Origin of the sequence: Streptomyces sp. CRCS-T-1 (genome assembly GCF_024442335.1) — a bacterium.
Taxonomy (GTDB): domain Bacteria; phylum Actinomycetota; class Actinomycetes; order Streptomycetales; family Streptomycetaceae; genus Streptomyces; species Streptomyces koelreuteriae.
Genome location: NZ_CP101651.1, coordinates 3,708,851 through 3,726,962, shown reverse-complemented (window position 1 = coordinate 3,726,962; position 18,112 = coordinate 3,708,851). Strand labels below are relative to the sequence as shown.

16 protein-coding genes are annotated in these 18,112 nt (G+C 71.5%); 9 read left to right on the top strand and 7 right to left on the bottom strand.

Translation table 11 applies throughout. The annotated features are described in order from the left end of the window. Positions 1-35 precede the first annotated feature (35 nt). The gene (locus NNW99_RS16635) at positions 36-923 is read left to right on the top strand and encodes an NUDIX hydrolase (protein WP_215119933.1); all 888 of its coding nucleotides are present in this window, start codon (positions 36-38) and stop codon (positions 921-923) included. Then, positions 920-1,750 carry an MBL fold metallo-hydrolase gene (locus tag NNW99_RS16630; RefSeq protein ID WP_215119932.1) on the top strand — a complete coding sequence of 277 codons (831 nt, stop codon included), beginning with the start codon at positions 920-922 and terminating at the stop codon, positions 1,748-1,750. Before NNW99_RS16635 ends, NNW99_RS16630 begins: the two co-directional genes overlap by 4 nt. Before the next feature lie 83 nt (positions 1,751-1,833). Here NNW99_RS16630 and NNW99_RS16625 read toward each other — a convergent pair whose 3' ends face one another. Beyond that, on the bottom strand, positions 1,834-2,508 hold the full coding sequence (locus NNW99_RS16625; RefSeq protein WP_215119931.1) for a Crp/Fnr family transcriptional regulator: 675 nt from the start codon (positions 2,506-2,508) through the stop codon (positions 1,834-1,836). A 389-nt stretch (positions 2,509-2,897) separates the two neighbouring features. Between NNW99_RS16625 and nth the strand changes: the two genes are divergently transcribed. From nth to NNW99_RS16610, 3 genes are all read left to right on the top strand, one after another. Next, positions 2,898-3,881, top strand: coding sequence for an endonuclease III (gene nth, locus NNW99_RS16620; RefSeq protein WP_251057825.1), 984 nt, complete (start codon positions 2,898-2,900; stop codon positions 3,879-3,881). Positions 3,882-3,987: 106 nt separating this feature from the next. Next, entirely contained in the window at positions 3,988-4,683 is a 696-nt protein-coding gene (locus NNW99_RS16615) for a CoA pyrophosphatase (protein WP_215119929.1), read from the top strand. Between the two features lie 13 nt (positions 4,684-4,696). After that, positions 4,697-5,896: a MarP family serine protease gene (locus tag NNW99_RS16610; RefSeq protein ID WP_215119928.1), complete on the top strand. Its 1,200-nt coding sequence runs from the start codon at positions 4,697-4,699 to the stop codon at positions 5,894-5,896. A 65-nt stretch (positions 5,897-5,961) separates the two neighbouring features. On the opposite strand, the gene NNW99_RS16605 is transcribed toward NNW99_RS16610, so the two are convergent. The 5 genes from NNW99_RS16605 to acs all read right to left on the bottom strand — a co-directional run bounded on the left by NNW99_RS16605 (position 5,962) and on the right by acs (position 11,322). Beyond that, entirely contained in the window at positions 5,962-6,144 is a 183-nt protein-coding gene (locus NNW99_RS16605; RefSeq protein ID WP_251057824.1) for a hypothetical protein, read from the bottom strand. Between the two features lie 127 nt (positions 6,145-6,271). Further along, the gene (locus NNW99_RS16600) at positions 6,272-7,213 is read right to left on the bottom strand and encodes an alpha/beta fold hydrolase (protein WP_215119927.1); all 942 of its coding nucleotides are present in this window, start codon (positions 7,211-7,213) and stop codon (positions 6,272-6,274) included. Further along, positions 7,210-7,698, bottom strand: a complete 489-nt coding sequence (locus NNW99_RS16595) for a phage holin family protein (RefSeq protein WP_215119926.1) — start codon at positions 7,696-7,698, stop codon at positions 7,210-7,212. Before NNW99_RS16595 ends, NNW99_RS16600 begins: the two co-directional genes overlap by 4 nt. A gap of 41 nt (positions 7,699-7,739) precedes the next feature. After that, complete coding sequence (nhaA, locus tag NNW99_RS16590) at positions 7,740-9,176, bottom strand: Na+/H+ antiporter NhaA (protein ID WP_215119925.1); 1,437 nt, start codon at positions 9,174-9,176, stop codon at positions 7,740-7,742. Between the two features lie 190 nt (positions 9,177-9,366). After that, complete coding sequence (gene acs, locus NNW99_RS16585; protein WP_215119924.1) at positions 9,367-11,322, bottom strand: acetate--CoA ligase; 1,956 nt, start codon at positions 11,320-11,322, stop codon at positions 9,367-9,369. A gap of 294 nt (positions 11,323-11,616) precedes the next feature. Between acs and NNW99_RS16580 the strand changes: the two genes are divergently transcribed. Both NNW99_RS16580 and NNW99_RS16575 read left to right on the top strand, forming a co-directional pair. After that, entirely contained in the window at positions 11,617-12,231 is a 615-nt protein-coding gene (locus tag NNW99_RS16580; protein WP_215119923.1) for an RNA polymerase sigma factor, read from the top strand. After that, entirely contained in the window at positions 12,228-12,896 is a 669-nt protein-coding gene (locus tag NNW99_RS16575) for a hypothetical protein (protein ID WP_215119922.1), read from the top strand. The genes NNW99_RS16580 and NNW99_RS16575 overlap by 4 nt, the downstream gene beginning before the upstream one ends. A 142-nt stretch (positions 12,897-13,038) precedes the next feature. On the opposite strand, the gene NNW99_RS16570 is transcribed toward NNW99_RS16575, so the two are convergent. Next, positions 13,039-15,405 carry a bifunctional SulP family inorganic anion transporter/carbonic anhydrase gene (locus NNW99_RS16570; protein ID WP_215119921.1) on the bottom strand — a complete coding sequence of 789 codons (2,367 nt, stop codon included), beginning with the start codon at positions 15,403-15,405 and terminating at the stop codon, positions 13,039-13,041. Between the two features lie 294 nt (positions 15,406-15,699). Between NNW99_RS16570 and NNW99_RS16565 the strand changes: the two genes are divergently transcribed. Further along, positions 15,700-16,965, top strand: a complete 1,266-nt coding sequence (locus tag NNW99_RS16565; RefSeq protein WP_215119920.1) for a hypothetical protein — start codon at positions 15,700-15,702, stop codon at positions 16,963-16,965. Between the two features lie 60 nt (positions 16,966-17,025). Beyond that, on the top strand, positions 17,026-17,850 hold the full coding sequence (locus NNW99_RS16560) for an oxidoreductase (RefSeq protein ID WP_215119919.1): 825 nt from the start codon (positions 17,026-17,028) through the stop codon (positions 17,848-17,850). The last annotated feature ends 262 nt before the right edge of the window (positions 17,851-18,112 follow it).

Sequence of the window (18,112 nt, the reverse complement as noted above, 5' to 3'; positions counted from 1 at the left end):
CGAACATCAGCCCGTCACGGGATAGCCTCGCGCCCATGGCGAACGGTCAGTGGTATCCCCCGGAGTGGCCGGACCGCATCCGCGCACTGGCGGCCGGCACACTCACGCCGGTCACCCCGAAGCGCGCGGCCACCGTCATGCTCCTGAAGGACACGGGCACCGGCCCGGTCGTCCACATGCTGCGCAGACGCGCCTCCATGGCCTTCGCCGGGGGCGCGTACGCGTATCCGGGCGGCGGCGTCGACCCCCGGGACGACGACCAGCAGGTCCGCTGGGCGGGCCCCACGCGCGCGTGGTGGGCGGAGCGGCTCGGCGTCGACGAGACCGAGGCCCAGGCGATCGTCTGCGCGGCCGTACGGGAGACGTACGAGGAGGCGGGCGTCCTGCTCGCCGGGCCGGCGCCCGACTCGGTCGTCGGCGACACCACCGGGGCCGACTGGGAGGCGGACCGCGCCGCCCTGGTCGCCCGGGACCTGTCCTTCGCCGAGTTCCTGGACCGCCGCGGCCTGGTCCTGCGCTCCGATCTGCTCGGCGCCTGGACCCGCTGGATCACCCCCGAGTTCGAGGCCCGCCGCTACGACACCTGGTTCTTCGTGGCCGCCCTCCCCGAGGGACAGCGCACCCGCAACGCCTCCACCGAGGCGGACCGTACGGTGTGGATCGCCCCGGGCGAGGCGGCGGCCGGCTACGACCGGGGCGAGCTGCTGATGATGCCGCCGACCCTCGCGACCCTGCGCCAGCTCACGCCGTACGACACGGCCGCCCGGGCGCTCGCGGACGCCCCGGGGCGTGATCTCACGCCCGTGCTGGCCACCGCCCGTCTCGTGGACGGGGAGATCGTGCTCTCCTGGCCGGGCCACGACGAGTTCACCAAGCACATCCCGACCCTCCCGACCTCTCCGACCGGTGGAGCCAGCGCATGACGGACGCAGCAGCCCTTCCCGGCCAGCCCCGGGGCGGTGTCCTGACGGGCCCCGCCACCGCGCGGGCCGTCAACGTCCTGGCCCCCAACCCGTCGGCGATGACCCTGGACGGCACGAACACCTGGATCCTCTCCGAGCCCGGCTCGGATCTGGCCGTGGTGGTCGACCCGGGCCCGCTCGACGACGGGCACCTGCGCCATGTCGTCGACACGGCCGAGCAGGCCGGCAAGCGCGTCGCCCTGACGCTGCTGACCCATGGCCACCCCGACCACGCCGAGGGCGCCGGACGCTTCGCCGAACTGACCGGCACGCGCGTGCGTGCGCTCGATCCGGCCCTCCGGCTGGGTGACGAGGGCCTGGCCGCCGGGGACGTGATCACCGTCGGCGGACTCGAACTGAAGGTCGTACCGACCCCCGGCCACACCGCCGACTCCCTCTCCTTCCACCTCCCGGCGGACCAGGCCGTCCTGACCGGCGACACGATCCTCGGCCGCGGTACGACGGTCGTGGCACACCCCGACGGCCGCCTCGGCGACTACCTGGACTCCCTGCGGCGCCTGAGGTCCCTCACGGTCGACGACGGCGTCCACACGGTCCTCCCGGGCCACGGGCCGGTCCTGGAGGACGCCCAGGGCGCCGTCGAGTACTACCTCGCCCACCGGGCCAAGCGCCTCGCGCAGGTGGAGACGGCCGTCGAGGACGGCTACCGCACCCCCACCGAGGTCGTCGCCCACGTCTACGCGGACGTGGACCGCTCCCTGTGGCCGGCGGCGGAACTGTCGGTGCGGGCGCAGTTGGACTATCTGGACGAGCACGGGCTCATCTGACCCCTGATGTGCCCTGGTACGACGTCGGGCCCTGTCTCGCGAGGAGACAGGGCCCGATGACGTACGGCACGCGCGGGTGCGCGTCAGCGCGAGCGCTTGGCGAGGCGCTCCACGTCGAGCAGGATCACCGCGCGGGCCTCCAGGCGCAGCCAGCCGCGCTGGGCGAAGTCCGCCAGCGCCTTGTTGACCGTCTCGCGGGACGCGCCGACCAGCTGGGCCAGCTCCTCCTGCGTGAGGTCGTGGACGACGTGGATGCCCTCCTCGGACTGCACGCCGAACCGGCGCGAGAGGTCCAGCAGGGCGCGGGCGACGCGGCCCGGGACGTCCGAGAAGACGAGGTCGGACATCGCGTCGTTGGTCTTGCGCAGCCGACGGGCGACCGCGCGCAGCAGCGCCGTGGCCACCTCGGGGCGGGCGTTCAGCCAGGGCTGGAGGTCGCCGTGGCCGAGACCGAGCAGCTTGACCTCGGTCAGCGCGGAGGCCGTCGCGGTGCGCGGGCCCGGGTCGAAGAGCGACAGCTCGCCGATGAGCTCGCCGGGGCCGACCACGGCCAGCATGTTCTCGCGGCCGTCCGGGGACGTGCGGTGGAGCTTGACCTTGCCCTCCGTGACCACATACAGGCGGTCGCCGGGGTCCCCCTCGTGGAACAGCGAGTCGCCGCGCGCGAGGGTCACCTCACTCATGGAGGCGCGGAGCTCCGAGGCCTGCTCGTCATCGAGCGCCGCGAAGAGCGGGTTGCGCCGCAGAACGTCGTCCACGAGTTCTCTCCTTGTCGACCTGCTCAGGGGACCGGGATCCCCCTTGTATCAAGGCACCGAAGTGCCCATTTTGCCGGACGGTCCAAACAGTGTGATCTGTCACAAGGATGCCGCACAGGTGTCCCGGGGTACGCGGCAGGGGTCCAATTGGGCGCCGATCTTCAGGGCCCGGGGCAGATGTCAGTGCCACGGCTTAGGCTGGCCGGGTGTCCAAATCGCCGGTGAGAGCACAGGCCGAGGGGGCTGCGCGGGTGGTTGTACGTCGCGATTCCGCTGTGGGCGAACAGAGCCCCGATGGCGGTAGGAAAACGGCGAAAGCGACAGAGAGGGCGGCGTCTTCAGGCAAGTCGACGTCGGCCAAGAAGGCTGTCGCCAAGAAGGCCGGGGCCGTGAGCAAGAAGGCCGCCGCGAAGAAGGCGGCACCTGCCGAGAAGGCGTCTGCGAACAAGGCGGCACCCGTGAAGAAGACGGCATCCGTGAAGAAGGCGGCATCCGTGAAGAAGGCGCCTGCCGCCAAGAAGGTCACCGTCGCGCCCAAGAAGGCCACCGCCCGCGTCAAGGGGACCGGCCCCGCAAAGGCCGTCGTCCATCCGCCGGGTGACGAGTCACGCACCGCGCTGGTCCGCAGAGCCCGCCGTATCAACCGCGAGCTCGCCGAGGTCTTCCCCTACGCCCACCCTGAGCTGGACTTCGACAACTCCTTCCAACTGGTCGTCGCCACCGTCCTGTCCGCCCAGACCACCGACCTGCGCGTCAACCAGACGACACCCGCCCTGTTCGCCAAGTACCCCACCCCCGAGGACCTGGCCGCCGCCAACCCGGAGGAGGTGGAGGAGATCCTCCGCCCGTGCGGCTTCTTCCGGGCCAAGACGAAGTCGGTCATAGGGCTGTCCAAGGCCTTGGTGGAGGACTTCGGCGGTGAGGTCCCGGGGCGGTTGGAGGATCTGGTCAAGCTGCCCGGCGTCGGCCGCAAGACCGCGTTCGTCGTGCTCGGCAACGCCTTCGGGCGGCCCGGCATCACCGTGGACACGCACTTCCAGCGTCTGGTGCGCCGCTGGCAGTGGACCGGGGAGACCGACCCGGACAAGATCGAGGCCGACATCGGCGCGCTCTTCCCGAAGAGCGACTGGACGGACCTCTCGCACCACGTGATCTGGCACGGCCGGCGTATCTGCCACGCCCGCAAGCCCGCCTGCGGCGCCTGCCCGATCGCCCCGCTCTGCCCGGCGTTCGGCGAGGGCGAGACCGACCCGGAGAAGGCGAAGAAGCTGCTCAAGTACGAGAAGGGCGGCTTCCCCGGCCAGCGGCTGCGGCCCCCGCAGGCGTATCTGGACGCGGGCGGCAAGCCGGCGCCGCCGCTGGGGGCCGGATGAGCTGCCCGATCAGGGGATCGAGCTGCCCGATCGGGGGATCGCGGCCGTTCGCGGAACGATCTCGGACCCGCCGCGCGTTGGAAGCGGCAGGACGACGGGGGTGGCGATGACGCGTGCGAGCAACACACAGGGCGGGCCTGTGACGCCGAGCAAGGAGGGCCTGCCCGCCTGGCTGGACCCGGTGGTGCGTGCCGTGGAGACGGTCCGGCCGCGGCAGCTCAGCCGCTTCCTGCCCCCGGAGGACGGCGCGGGGCGACAGTCCGCCGTGCTGATCCTGTTCGGGGAGGGCGAGCGCGGGCCCGAGTTGCTGCTCATGGAGCGCGCGAGTTCCCTGCGCTCGCATGCCGGTCAGCCCTCGTTCCCCGGCGGCGCCCTCGACCCGGAGGACGGTGACCCGCAGGGTGACGGCCCGCTGCGGGCCGCCCTGCGCGAGGCGGAGGAGGAGACCGGCCTCGACCCCTCGGGCGTCCAGCTGTTCGGCGTCCTGCCCAGGCTGTACATCCCGGTCAGCGGCTTCGTCGTCACCCCGGTGCTGGGCTGGTGGCGCGAACCGAGCCCGGTCGGCGTCGTCGATCCGAACGAGACCGCCAGGGTCTTCACCGTCCCCGTGGTGGATCTCACGGATCCCGCCCACCGCGCCACCACCGTCCACCCCAGCGGCCACCGAGGTCCGGCATTTCTGGTCGAATCCGCCCTTGTCTGGGGTTTCACGGCCGGAATCATCGACCGGCTGCTGCACTTCGCGGGCTGGGAGCGGCCCTGGGACCGCGAGAAGCAGGTCCCGCTCGACTGGCGCGCATGACAGGGTGGCCTCCGTGAACGTGCTGGACATCTTGTTGCTGGTCGCCGCCGTGTGGTTCGCGGTCGTCGGGTACCGCCAGGGATTCGTCGTCGGCATCCTGTCGGTGATCGGCTTCCTGGGCGGCGGTCTCGTCGCGGTCTACGTACTGCCCGTCATCTGGGACGCGCTCACGGACAACGCGGAGGTGAACACCACCGCCGCCGTCGTCGCGGTCGTCGTCGTCATCGTCTGCGCCTCCGTCGGCCAGGCCCTCACCACCCACCTCGGCAACAAGCTGCGACGGCACATCACCTGGTCCCCGGCCCGGGCTCTCGACGCCACCGGCGGCGCCCTGGTCAACGTCCTGGCGATGCTCCTGGTCGCCTGGCTGATCGGCTCGGCCCTCGCGGGCACCACCCTGCCGACGCTCGGCAAGGAGGTCCGCAACTCCAAGGTGCTGCTGGGCGTCTCCCAGGCCCTGCCGGACCAGGCCGCCACCTGGTTCGCCGACTTCTCCTCCGTCCTCGCGCAGAACGGCTTCCCGCAGGTCTTCAGCCCGTTCTCCAACGAGCCCATCACCGACGTCCGGCCGCCGGACCCCGCCCTCGCGGGCAGCCCGGTGGCGAGCCGCGCCCAGCGCTCCATCGTCAAGGTGATGGGCACGGCCCCGAGCTGCGGCAAGGTCCTGGAGGGCACCGGCTTCGTCTTCTCCGACCGCCGTGTGATGACCAACGCGCATGTGGTGGGCGGCGTCGACGAGCCGACCGTGCAGATAGGCGGCGAGGGCAGGAAGTACGACGCCACGGTCGTCCTCTACGACTGGCGGCGCGACATCGCCGTACTCGACGTGCCGGACCTCGAGGCGCCCGCGCTGCGCTTCTCCACCGAGGACGCGAGCAGCGGGGACGGCGCGATCGTCGCGGGCTTCCCGGAGAACGGGGCGTACGACGTGCGGGCCGCGCGCGTGCGGGGCCGCATCAAGCCCAACGGCCCGGACATCTACCACCGCGACACGGTCCGCCGCGACGTCTACTCCCTCTACGCGACCGTCCGCCAGGGCAACTCCGGCGGCCCGCTGCTCACCCCCGAAGGCAAGGTTTACGGGGTGGTCTTCGCCAAGTCCCTCGACGACGCCGAGACGGGGTACGCGCTGACCGTGGACGAGATCCAGGAGGACATCACCAAGGGGCGCAGCGCCAACCAGCAGGTGGACAGCGACAGCTGCGCGCTCTAGGAGCGGCTGAGCGGCACAGCGGCCTGCGGTGGGGTGGTCGGGGCGTCACTCGCGCGGGTGGCGCCTCAGTCGCGGGTGTGGCGCAGTCGTACGGAGACCCAGCGGGCCCGGCGGCGGAGGATACGCGGGATCCCGACCCGGGGATCCGCGGTCACCATCTGCGGTGCGCCGCTTCTCCGGTGGGGGTTCGAACCGCCCGCCGAGCGGCGATTGCGGCTTGCGTCACTGTAGTCGTGCGTCCAGCCCATACCCCGACCTGTGCCCCCGCCCCATGGTCGATAACCGCTCCCGGGGCGCCCAATTGGCCTATGCGCCGGGCAATTGGCCGTCTCTCGGACAAGCGTTCACGTGCGGATACCGGGCGGGGTCGTCCGGTCACCGATCGGGTTCGGGATCCTTGAGCCAGTTGATGAGCTCCGAGGAGAACGCGACCGGGTCCTCCTCGTGCGGGAAGTGGCCGAGACCGTCGAACAGGCGCCAGCGGTAGGGGGCTTCGACGTACTCGCCGGAGCCGGCCGCGCTGCGCGTGCGCATCACGGGGTCGAGCGAGCCGTGCAGGTGGAGGGTCGGCACGCGCACGGGCCGCTTCATGCGGCGGTTGAACTGGATGCCGTCCGGGCGGGCCAGGGAGCGCACCATCCAGCGGTACGGCTCGACGGCGCAGTGCGCGGCGGAGGGGATGCACATGGCCCGGCGGTAGGTCTCCAGGGCCTCGTCCTCCGGCGGGCGCGGCCCGGACCAGTCCTGGATCAGCTCGGCCACCAGCGCCCCGTCGTCGGCGGTGAGCTGCCGCTCCGGGATCCAGGGCCGCTGGAACCCCCAGATGTGTGAACCGGCGCGCGTCTGCTTGACGTCGCGCAGCATGGCCGAGCGCCAGCGCCGCGGATGCGGCATGGAGGCGACCGCCAGCCGCCGCACCAGCTTGGGGCGCATCGCGGCCGCCGTCCACGCGAGGTATCCGCCCAGGTCGTGGCCGACCAGCGCGGCGTCCGGCTCGCCGAGGGAGCGGATGACGCCGGTGACGTCGAGCGCGAGGTTGGCGGGGTCGTAGCCGCGCGGTGTGCGGTCGCTGCCCCCGACGCCCCGCAGGTCCATGGCGACGGCCCGGAAGCCCGCGTCGGCGAGCGCCGTCAGCTGGTGCCGCCAGGACCACCAGAACTGCGGGAAGCCGTGCAGCAGCAGCACCAGCGGCCCGTCGCCCAGCTCGGCGATGTGGAAGCGGGCGCCGTTGGCGGCGACGTCGCGGTGGCTCCAGGGGCCGTCCAGAAGAACGGCCGAGGCCGGCTGTGCCGAGGGTGGTGTGGCGGGGTCCGTCATGACGACGAGCGTGCCACAGGCTCGAGGGCCTCGTGGACCCGGTCCTGCGGCAGCTCCGGACGCGGGTGCGGCTTGGCCTTCTGCAGGACGACCGCGGTCTCCTTCATCGAGGCGGCGACCTTCTGCGGGCCCTTGCTCTTCTTGGCTTTCTTCGCGAAGGTCACGCCGATCAGCGCCAGCACGACCGCGACCAGCACGTTCGCCGCGAAGGACAGCAGGAAGCAGATCGCGAGGTTCCAGTGGCTCCAGGTGCGGATGCCGTACGCCAGCGCGAAGTTCAGCATCGGCAGGGAGAAGATCAGCACCGCGCCGGCGGCCGAGAAGGCGCCGCCGCTGGTCGCGCCGCGTTTGACGTCCTGCTTGAGCTGCGCCTTCGCCAGCGCGATCTCGTCGTGCACCAGCGCCGACATTTCCGCCGTCGCCGAGGCGAACAGCTGGCCGATGCTGCGTTCGGCGCCGACCGGGCTGCCGTCGGGTGCGCTCATCGCGGTCTCTCCCTCTCCGTCTTTTGTACCGTCTCGTCAGATCATGCCGGACCGTCGTGGTCCTCGCCTGCCCCGCCCGGTACTTCGGCAAGCTCGTGGCGCGCTGCTGCCTTCTCCTGGGCGATCCGGCGGTGTTCCGCGGCCTTGGCCTCGTAGCGGGCGGCCAGGCGCAGGTGGTACGCCGGGTCGTCCTCCTCGTAGATGTCGGGGATGCCGTCGAGGTCTTCGTCGCGCTCCTCGTCCTCCCACAGACGGCGGTACTTGGCGTTCCGTATCTTCAGCAGGACGGTCGCCAGGATCGCGGCGATGAGGGAGCCCAGCAGGACGGCGGCCTTGACCTCGTTCGTCATCGTCTCGTCGCCGGCGAAGGCGAGTTCGCCGATGAGCAGCGAGACCGTGAAGCCGATGCCGGCGAGGCTCGCCACCGCGAACACGTCCGCCCAGGCGAGATCGTCGCTGAGCGAGGCCCGGGTGAAACGGGCCGTCAGCCAGGTCCCGCCGAAGATGCCGAGCGCCTTGCCGACGACCAGCCCGAGGACGACACCGAGGGTCTCCGGCGAGGCGAACACGTCCGCGAGCGCTCCGCCGGAGACGGAGACGCCGGCGCTGAACAGCGCGAACAGCGGTACGACCAGGCCCGCCGACAGGGGGCGCACGAGGTGCTCGATGTGCTCGCCGGGGGAGTGGCTCTCGCCCTCCTTGCGGTGGCAGCGCAGCATCAGGCCCATGGCGACGCCGGCGACGGTGGCGTGGACGCCGCTGTTGTACATCAGCGCCCAGACGACGAGCGCGAGCGGCACGTACACGTACCAGCCGCGTACGCCCTTGCGCAGCAGCAGCCAGAAGACGCCCAGGCCCACCACGGCGCCGCCGAGCGCGGCGAAGTTCAGGTCGGCGGTGAAGAAGACGGCGATGATCAGGATCGCGAAGAGGTCGTCGACGACGGCGAGCGTGAGCAGGAAGGCCCGCAGCGCGCTCGGCAGGGAGGTGCCGATGACCGCGAGCACGGCGAGCGCGAAGGCGATGTCGGTGGCGGTCGGCACGGCCCACCCGGCCAGGGAGCCGCCGCCGGTGACGTTGGTGACGGTGTAGACGAGCGCCGGTACGGCCATGCCGCACAGGGCGGCGACGACCGGGAGCGCGGCGGCCTTGGGGTCGCGCAGGTCGCCCGCGACGAGCTCGCGCTTGAGTTCGATCCCGGCGACGAAGAAGAAGATCGCCAGCAGCCCGTCGGCGGCCCAGTGCGCGAGGGAAAGGTCGAGCCCGAGCGCGGCGGGGCCCAGCTTGAAATGGGCGACGCTCCCGTAGCTGTCGCCCAGCGCCGGGATGTTCGCCCAGAGCAGTGCGGTGACCGCGGCGGCGAGCAGCAGGACACCGCCGACGGTCTCGGTGCGCAGCGCGTCCGCCACGTAGGTCCGTTCGGGCAGCGACAGCCGTCCGAGGACCTTGCGGGGTGTGGAGGAGCGGGGCGCGGTCACGGGGGGACCTCCGGTTTCTGGGCAGGACGCGACTACCTGCCGACCAGACTTCCCGGCACCCCTATGAGCTGCGTTTTGTTTAGCTTACCTAAGTGTGCGGTGGGGTGCACGGAGTGGCCTTCATCATGCCGCGAGGGGCACCCGCAGCGCGTGGCTGCCGGGTGCCCCTCGTCCGTTCCGGTATCCGGACTCAGTCCTCGCTGGGTGCGGCGGGCAGCTTGGACTGGATGAGGTCCATGACCGTGGAGTCGGTCAGCGTGGTCACGTCACCGAGCTGGCGGTTCTCCGCGACGTCCCGCAGCAGACGGCGCATGATCTTGCCGGAGCGGGTCTTGGGCAGCTCGGCCACCGGCAGGACCCGCTTGGGCTTGGCGATCGGGCCGAGGGTGTTGCCGACGTGGTTGCGCAGCTCGGCGACCAGGTCCTCGGTCTCGGCGGCCGTACCGCGCAGGATCACGAACGCGACGATCGCCTGCCCGGTCGTCTCGTCCGCCGCGCCGACCACGGCGGCCTCGGCGACCGTCGGGTGGGAGACGAGCGCGGACTCGACCTCGGTGGTGGAGATGTTGTGCCCCGAGACGAGCATGACGTCGTCGACCCGGCCGAGCAGCCAGATGTCGCCGTCGTCGTCCTTCTTGGCGCCGTCACCGGCGAAGTACTTGCCCTCGAAGCGCGACCAGTACGTGTCGATGAACCGCTGGTCGTCGCCCCAGATGGTGCGCAGCATCGACGGCCACGGCTCGGTGAGGACCAGGTAGCCGCCACCGCCGTCGGGCACCTCGCGCGCCTCGTCGTCGACGACCGTCGCGGAGATGCCGGGCAGCGGCGTCTGCGCGGAACCGGGCTTCGTCGCGGTCACGCCCGGCAGCGGGGTGATCATCATCGAGCCGGTCTCGGTCTGCCACCAGGTGTCCACGATCGGGGTGCGGTCGCCGCCGATGTTCTTGCGGTACCAGATCCACGCCTCGGGGTTGATCGGCTCGCCCACCGAGCCCAGCACGCGGAGGCTGGACAGGTCGAACTTGGCGGGGATGTCGTCGCCCCACTTCATGAACGTACGGATCGCGGTCGGCGCGGTGTAGAGGATCGTCACGCCGTACTTCTGCACGATCTCCCAGAAGCGGCCCTGGTGCGGGGTGTCGGGCGTGCCCTCGTACATGACCTGGGTGGCGCCGTTGGCGAGCGGGCCGTAGACGATGTACGAGTGGCCGGTGACCCAGCCGACGTCGGCCGTGCACCAGTACACGTCCGTCTCCGGCTTGAGGTCGAAGACGGCGTGGTGGGTGTAGGCGGTCTGCGTGAGGTAGCCGCCCGAGGTGTGCAGGATGCCCTTCGGCTTACCCGTGGTGCCCGAGGTGTAGAGGATGAACAGCGGGTGCTCGGCGTTGAAGGCCTGCGGGGCGTGCTCGGCGCTCTGCCGCTCCACGACCTCGTGCCACCACACGTCGCGGCCCTCGGTGAAGGCGACCTCCTGGCCCGTGCGGCGCACGACCAGCACGTGCTCGACGATGCCCGCCTTCTCGACGGCCTCGTCCACGGCCGGCTTGAGCGCGGAGGGCTTGCCGCGCCGGTAGCCGCCGTCGGAGGTGATGACCACGCGCGCGTCGGCGTCCTGGATGCGGGTGGCGAGCGCGTCGGAGGAGAAGCCGCCGAAGACGACCGAGTGGGCGGCGCCGATCCGGGCGCAGGCCAGCATCGCGACCGCGGTCTCGGGGATCATCGGCATGTAGACGGCGACCCGGTCACCGGCCTGAACTCCCAGCTCCAGCAGGGCGTTGGCGGCCTTGGAGACCTCGTCCTTGAGCTCGGCGTAGGTGATCGCGCGGCTGTCGCCGGGCTCGCCCTCGAAGTGGATGGCGACCCGGTCGCCGAGCCCGGCCTCCACATGCCGGTCGACGCAGTTGTAGGCGACGTTGAGCTCGCCGTCCTTGAACCACTTGGCGAACGGCGGGTTCGACCAGTCGAGCGTCTCGGTGGGCTCCTTGGCCCAGGTCAGCCGGCGGGCCTGCTCGGCCCAGAAGCCGAGCCTGTCAGCCTTGGCCTGCTCATACGCCTCCGCGGTGACGTTGGCGCCTGCGGCCAGGTCGGCGGGGGGTGCGAACCTGCGCTCTTCCTTGAGCAGGTTGGCCAGGCTTTCGTTGCTCACGGCATCTGCCTTTCCCAGGGTGTCCGTTGTGTCCCAGGCCACAGCTCATCAGACCCGGGGGTGCGATGACAAGGGCCGACCGTCGATTGGTTTAGACCTCTTGGCGGGTCGGTTTCTACGGCGGGGGTCATCCGTACCCACGGACGCCGACCAGGCCGGGTTCATCCTCTGTAACGCCTCTCACAGTCCGGCCCAACTACAGGTGAAGGCACACCGAGAGAAACCGAGAGAACCGCGTGACCGAGAGAACCGCGTGACCGAGAGAACCGCGAGTCCGAGAGAGAGGACAGCCGAGTGGACGGCATACGGGGCGGGCCCGCGGCGGCGGCCCACGACCCTCAGCTCTTCGAAGAGTTCTACCGGCGCCACGTGGACGCCGTGACGTCTTTCGTGGCCCGGCGTGTCCCCGACGTCCACACGGTGGCGGACCTGACCGCCGAGGTCTTCCTCGCCGCGCTCGACTCCGCCCACACCTACCGCCCCGGCCGGGGCGACGAGCGGGCCTGGCTGTACGGCATCGCACGCAACATCGTCTCCTCCGAGCGCCGTCGGGCCGCTCGTGAGACGGCCCGCGACCGCCGTATCTCGGGGCGGAGGTTGCTGGAGCCCGACGACATCGCGCGGCTCGAGGACAAGCTCGACGCCGAGAGTCCGGGGCGCCGGGCGCTGGCCGCCCTGGAGCGACTGCCGGAGGGTGAGCGGGCCGTCGTCGAACTCGTCGTCGTGGACCAGCTCACGGTGACCGAGGCCGCCGCCGCGCTCGGCATCCGTCAGGTCACGGCCCGGGTGCGGCTCCACCGGGCCCGCAAGGCCCTGCGGGCGGAGGCGGATCCGGTGCCGGAGGCCCCGCCCGGCGCATCCCTGTCGTACGTCACCGGCGGAGCCGGAGAATCCGGAGGAGAGGCATGACCACGAAGACCACGTTCGAGGACCGGCTGCTGGCCGAGCTGCAGCGCGAGATCGAGGTACGCGGGGCCGGCGGTCCCGCCGGGGCGGTCACCGGTCCCGCCGAAGCGGTCACCGGACCCGCCGGGGCGGTCGCCGCGCGACGCTCCCCGTTCGCGGCGGTGCTCACGGGGCGGCGGCTCGCCCTGGCCGCGGGCGCCTGCGCCGTGACCGGGCTGGTGCTGGTGCTCGTGCCGGGCTCACCGGGCGAGTCCCCGGCCTACGCGGTGGAGCGGCATGGCGACGGCAGCGTCACGCTCACCCTCACGGAGATCGAGATAGGTCCGGACGCCCAGCGTCGACTGGCCGAACGCCTGCGGGCCGAGGGCATTCACGTGACCATCGACAACCTCTCCTTCGGTCAGTCCTGCAAGCAGCCGCGCGGCAAGGTGCTGGACAGCAGCGTGGTGCGGGCATTCATCGGCGACAAGCCGTACGAGGGCGGCTCCGTGCCCGCCGAGCCGACCGACCCGGCCTTCCACCGGAACTGGCAGGTCACCCTCCGCCCCGGAGACTCCGTGGGCATGGAGAACACCAGCCGCAAAGATGGCAAACCCGGGCGCAGCTCCGAGTCGTTCTACGCGTTCAAGGGCAAGATCGCGCCTTGCGAGCCGGAGTCTCTGGGCTGAGGGCTGAGGACGCCGGCAGGCGGTGGGTGGCGGGCGGCGCACGGGGGTCGCCTGCCCACCTTCGCCCGACCCCGCTCCGGACAGGGGCCGTCGGGTGCGGACCGCCGCATCTCCCGGCTGCCGTGGGGACGGAGCCCCGCGCTCACGCCGGCAGGTCCGCCTCCCGCACGCGGTCGAAGACGCCGCCGTCCGGCTCGGTGAGCAGGTACGCCTCGGCCTCGCCCACATGGAAGTACATGCCGTGCAGCTCCAGTTCGCCCTCCTTCAGGGCGCGGGCGACCGAGTCGTAGGCGCGCAGATGCTCCAACTGCTGGACCACGTTGGTCAGGCAGAGCTGCTCGACCGCGCCCTCGGGCGGCCGTCCGGCCAGCCTGCCCCACGGCGGGCTGTCGTCGGTCACGCGCTCCAGGCTGGGCAGCCCGTGCCGCAGCCAGCGCTCGAGCGGGGTCCGGGTGCCGCCGGGTTCGGAGCTGAGCAGCGCCTGCATGGCTCCGCACCCGGAGTGCCCGCACACCGTGATGGACCGCACCTTCAGCACCTCCACCGCGTACTCGATCGCGGCGGCCACCGAGTCGTCGCCGCTCTCCTCGCCGGGCAGCGGCACGAGATTGCCCACGTTGCGCACGACGAACAGGTCGCCCGGACCGCTGGAGGTGATCATCGAGGTGACCAGTCGTGAGTCGGCGCAGGTCAGGAAGAGCTGCGAAGGGCGCTGCCCCTCGCGCGCCAGCCGGGCCAGTTCACTGCGCACCAGGGGTGCGGTGTTGCGCTGGAACGCGCTGATGCCACGCGCCAGTTCGTGCCCGCTGGCTCCGCCGGGGCCCGCCGGGTCCGGCTCGGGGCGGTCCGTCCCGTCCGGGGCGTGCTCGGAGTGGGGCACGGACCCGGGGCGGTCGCACTGGTGGTTGCGCCAAGGCGTCCAGGGCCGGCAACGGCAGTCGGTGAGGGCCTGGGGCTCGGAGACACGGGTGCCGGGATGACGTCCGGCGACCTCCACGCTGCCGCCCTGCGCGGTGTGCGTCTTCTGCCAGTCCTGCAAGGTCTCGTACGCCGCGTGGTCCATGAACGAACCGTCCAACTCGACGACGGCGTCGGCACCGTGGGGTACGAGATGCAGGGTCCGGCTGAGCCGTGGCACCGCGAGGAACGTCAACTGTCCTCTGACGTGTACGTGATGGACTCCTTCCGTCTCGTTGTGCGTGATGCGGGTGCGGGTGAGGCGGTGCAGGGCGACGCCGACGGCCATGGCGATGCCCAGCGCCACGCCCTCCAGGACGCCGAGGGACACGACGCCCAGGGTGGTGACGGCGTAGACCCACACTTCCCGGTGGCGAGTCACCGTGCGGATGTGGTTCAGGGACACCATCTGGATGCCGACGGCCATCACCAGGGCGGCGAGCGAGGCGAGCGGGATGAGCTCCAGGAGCGGGACCATCAGCAGGGCGGCGATCACTACGAGAACGCCGTGCAGCATCGTGGAGTTCCGGCTGACCGCACCCGCGTGCACATTCGCCGAACTCCGCACGGCCACACCGGCGATGGGCAGCCCGCCGAGCGAGCCGGAGACGATGTTCGCGGCGCCCTGTCCGAGCAGTTCGCGGTCGAGGTTGGAGCGCCCGACCCGGGTCGACAGGCCGGGACGTCCGGCGACCAGCTTGTCCACGGCGACCGCGCCGAGCAGCGACTGCACGCTGCACACCAGCGTGGTGGTGAGCACGGCGGCGACGAGGCCGAGCACGGGGCCCTCGGGCAGCCCGGCCAGGGCGTGGTTGCTCCAGGACGGCAGGTCGACCTTGGGCAGGCGCAGACCGGCGAGGGCGGCGGCCGCGGTGGCTCCGGCCACGGCGACGAGCGCGGCCGGGATCTTGCGCAGCAGGCGTCCGGCCCGGCCGGGCAGTCTCGGCCAGAGCAGCAGCAGGGCCAGGGTCAGCGCGCTCACCGACACGGCCGCGGGGCGCATCTGTGCCAACTGGGCGGGCAGCGCGGCGAGGTTGTCGGGCACGGAGCTCTGCGGTGTGCCGCCGAGCACGATGTGCAGCTGCGCCACGGCGATGGTGACGCCGATGCCGGCGAGCATGCCGTGCACGATGGCGGGGCTGACGGCGAGGGCGCCGCGGGCCACGCGCAGGCATCCCAGACCGAGTTGGGCGAGGCCGGCGAGGACGGTGATGGCGCAGGTCGTCCGCCAGCCGTAGCGCAGGATGAGGTCGGCGGTGACGACCGTGAGGCCGGCGGCGGGGCCGCTCACCTGGAGCGCGGAGCCGCCGAGCCGTCCGGCGACGAGTCCGCCCACGGCGGCGGCGACGAGGCCGGCCTGCAGGGGGGCGCCGGTGGCGAGGGCGATGCCCAGGGACAGGGGCAGGGCGATCAGGAAGACCGCGATCGAGGCCGACACGTCGGCACCCGCGATCCGGAAACGGCGGGGGCCGGTCGGCGGCGGGCTGTGGGGCGGGTGGGTGCGCTCGGTCCTGTTCGGGTCGGCGGCGCGTGTGGGGACGCAGGCAGACATTGTTTCCCGTCTCCTCCGGGGCTGCGCGGTCGCGTAAGGGGGGCTCCCGCTCGGGGCGGGGGTCGGTCGCGGCCGTAGGTCACGGCGTAAATCGGCGGGATGAATCAACGCTCGGTAAACGGATCGTAATGCAGAGTAAAGGGCGGGCATAGACTTTACGGGCAAATGGGCGAATAAATCACCCCGACGAGTGAAGTGGCCATTTGATCGGCTTGTCGTACTAATTCCTTCTCGGTCCCGTGCGAATTTGGCGGCGCTGTCGGCACCCGAGAGAAGGAAGAAGGTGGGCGACACATGGCCGCCACTTACAGGATCGCCGCGGGCTCCGTGATCGCCGCGGTCTGCGCCGCATCGCTCGCCGGTTGCTCGACCGGCACCTCCCGGCACGAAGACCCCGAACCGCGGAAGGCGAAGCCGGCCCAGGCGCCGAAGAGCGCGGTCCGGCTGATCGGAGACGGCTCCACCGCCTACACCGGCGCCCAGCCCCACCTGCCCAGGCCCGAACGGCTGCGGCCCGGCCAGAAGCCCCCGCAGTTCGTCGTCTTCTCCTGGGACGGCGCGGGCGAGGACAGCCAGAAGCTGTTCTCCCACTTCCGCGAGGTCGCCAAGGCCAACAACGCGACGATGACGTACTTCCTGAGCGGCGTGTACATGCTGCCGGACGAGAAACGCGACCTCTACCGGCCGCCGCAGCACTCCCCGGGCCGCTCCGACATCGGCTTCAACGACCGCCGCGGCATCGCCGCCACCGCGAAGCAACTGCGCCTGGCGTGGCTGGAGGGCAACGAGATCGGCACGCACTTCAACGGCCACTTCTGCGGCAGCGGCGGCGGGGTCGGCGAGTGGTCGGTGGAGGACTGGAAGGACGAGATCGCCCAGGCCAAGCAGTTCGTGAAGTCCTGGAAGACCAACACCGGCCTGCGGAACGCCTCTCCGCTGCCCTTCGACTACGACAAGGAGCTCATCGGCGCCCGCACACCCTGCCTCGAAGGCCAGCGGAACTTCATGCGGGCCGCCCGCGAACTGGGCTTCCGCTACGACACCAGCGGCGTCAACGACCAGGTCTGGCCCAAGCGGAAGCAGGGCCTGTGGGACGTGTCCATGCAGCTCGTGCCCTTCCCCGGGCACTCCTACGAGCAGCTCACCATGGACTACAACTTCATGGTCAACCAGTCGGGCACCACCACCCAGGGCGACCCCGACAAGTTCGAATTCTGGGGCGACCAGATGCGCGACGGCCTGCTCAAGGGCTTCTCCCGGGCGTACGACGGCAACCGCGCGCCCTTGATCATCGGCAACCACTTCGAGTCCTGGAACGGCGGCACCTACATGCGGGCCGTCGAGGAGGTCATCGAGGAGGTGTGCACCAAGGAAGAGGTGCGCTGCGTCTCGTTCCGCCGGCTCGTGGACTGGCTGGACGCCCAGGACCCGGCGACGCTGGAGAAACTGCGCTCCCTGAAGGTCGGCGAGAAGCCGAAGCAGGGCTGGGCGTCCTTCCTCGCGGGTGACCCCGCCCCGGCCCCGAAGGGCGTGCCCGGGGCTCCGGCGGCGAAGCGGTAGCGCAGTGAGGAAGGCCACTCCGCCATGGGGAGGGCTCCCGGGGTGCGTAGGGTCGTACTCATGAGTACAGCAGGTGCGGCCGCCGATCCCCTTGCGACCCTGGGGGCGCTGCCCGGTGTGGCCGAGTCCGTGGAGTCCGTGCGCAAGGCCGTGGACCGGGTCTACGGGCACCGGATCATGCGGCGGCGCAGCAACGCGGTCACCTCCGAGGCGGCCCTGCGCGGCGCCCGCGGCTCGGCGGCGCTGTCCGGCGCGGACTGGGCCCTGGAGGAGGTGCGCCGCCGTACGGACTTCAGCGGTGACGACGAGGCGCACACCGTGGGGGCCGCGCTGCGGCTCACCGCCGAGGCGGGCCAGTTGCTGTCGATCTGGCGGCAGTCACCCCTGAGGGTGCTGGCCCGGCTGCACCTGGTCGCGGCCGCCGGCCAGGACGACCAGGTGGGACGGCCCCGGCAGGCGGGCGAGCCGGTCGACGAGCCGCTCGTCGCGCTGCCGCTGCCGAGCGCGGCCGAGGCGCACGGCCGGCTGGAGGGGCTCGCCGGGCTGATCATCGCGGGCGGCACCGCACCCGCGCTGGTGACGGCCGCCGTCGTGCACGGCGAACTCCTCGCGCTGCGCCCCTTCACCTCCCACAACGGCCTGGTCGCACGTACGGCCGAGCGCATCGTCCTGGTCGGCAGCGGCCTGGACCCGAAGTCGGTCTGCCCGGCCGAGGTCGGCCACGCCGAACTGGGCCGCGGCGCCTATCTGGAAGCCCTCGACGGGTACGTCTCCGGTACGCCGGAGGGTGTGGCCGCCTGGATCGCCCACTGCGGCAGGGCCGTCGAACTGGGGGCGCGCGAATCGACGGCGGTGTGCGAGGCGCTGCAGCGCGGAGCGGCGTGACACGCGTCCCCAAAGCCCGGAACCGGAGGGGCCGGAAAGATATGCGGCGGTACGAGAAACTCGTACCGCCGCTGGCATGAGCACCGGGTTACCAAGCGTCCTCGATATATGCCCATCAGGTCGGGAACTTTGCCCGTCCCTGGTGCGGCTGGCCCGTATTCGACGGGTCGACGTCGCGTGGGTGCCTGGTGTTCATGCGCGGTCCGTGGGGCCAAATGCGTATTTAAGGTGATCCTCTCGGATGTCCTTGGTCTCGCGGGCC

What these genes read in the sequence shown, in the direction of transcription:
- NNW99_RS16635 (WP_215119933.1), top strand. Translation starts at nt 36, where the DNA reads ATGGCGAACGGTCAGTGGTATCCCCCGGAGTGGCCGGACCGCATCCGC.
- NNW99_RS16630 (WP_215119932.1), top strand. Translation starts at nt 920, where the DNA reads ATGACGGACGCAGCAGCCCTTCCCGGCCAGCCCCGGGGCGGTGTCCTG.
- NNW99_RS16615 (WP_215119929.1), top strand. Translation starts at nt 3,988, where the DNA reads ATGACGCGTGCGAGCAACACACAGGGCGGGCCTGTGACGCCGAGCAAG.
- NNW99_RS16605 (WP_251057824.1), bottom strand. Translation starts at nt 6,144, where the DNA reads ATGGGCTGGACGCACGACTACAGTGACGCAAGCCGCAATCGCCGCTCG.
- NNW99_RS16600 (WP_215119927.1), bottom strand. Translation starts at nt 7,213, where the DNA reads ATGACGGACCCCGCCACACCACCCTCGGCACAGCCGGCCTCGGCCGTT.
- NNW99_RS16595 (WP_215119926.1), bottom strand. Translation starts at nt 7,698, where the DNA reads ATGAGCGCACCCGACGGCAGCCCGGTCGGCGCCGAACGCAGCATCGGC.
- NNW99_RS16575 (WP_215119922.1), top strand. Translation starts at nt 12,228, where the DNA reads ATGACCACGAAGACCACGTTCGAGGACCGGCTGCTGGCCGAGCTGCAG.
- NNW99_RS16570 (WP_215119921.1), bottom strand. Translation starts at nt 15,405, where the DNA reads ATGTCTGCCTGCGTCCCCACACGCGCCGCCGACCCGAACAGGACCGAG.
- NNW99_RS16565 (WP_215119920.1), top strand. Translation starts at nt 15,700, where the DNA reads ATGGCCGCCACTTACAGGATCGCCGCGGGCTCCGTGATCGCCGCGGTC.
- NNW99_RS16560 (WP_215119919.1), top strand. Translation starts at nt 17,026, where the DNA reads ATGAGTACAGCAGGTGCGGCCGCCGATCCCCTTGCGACCCTGGGGGCG.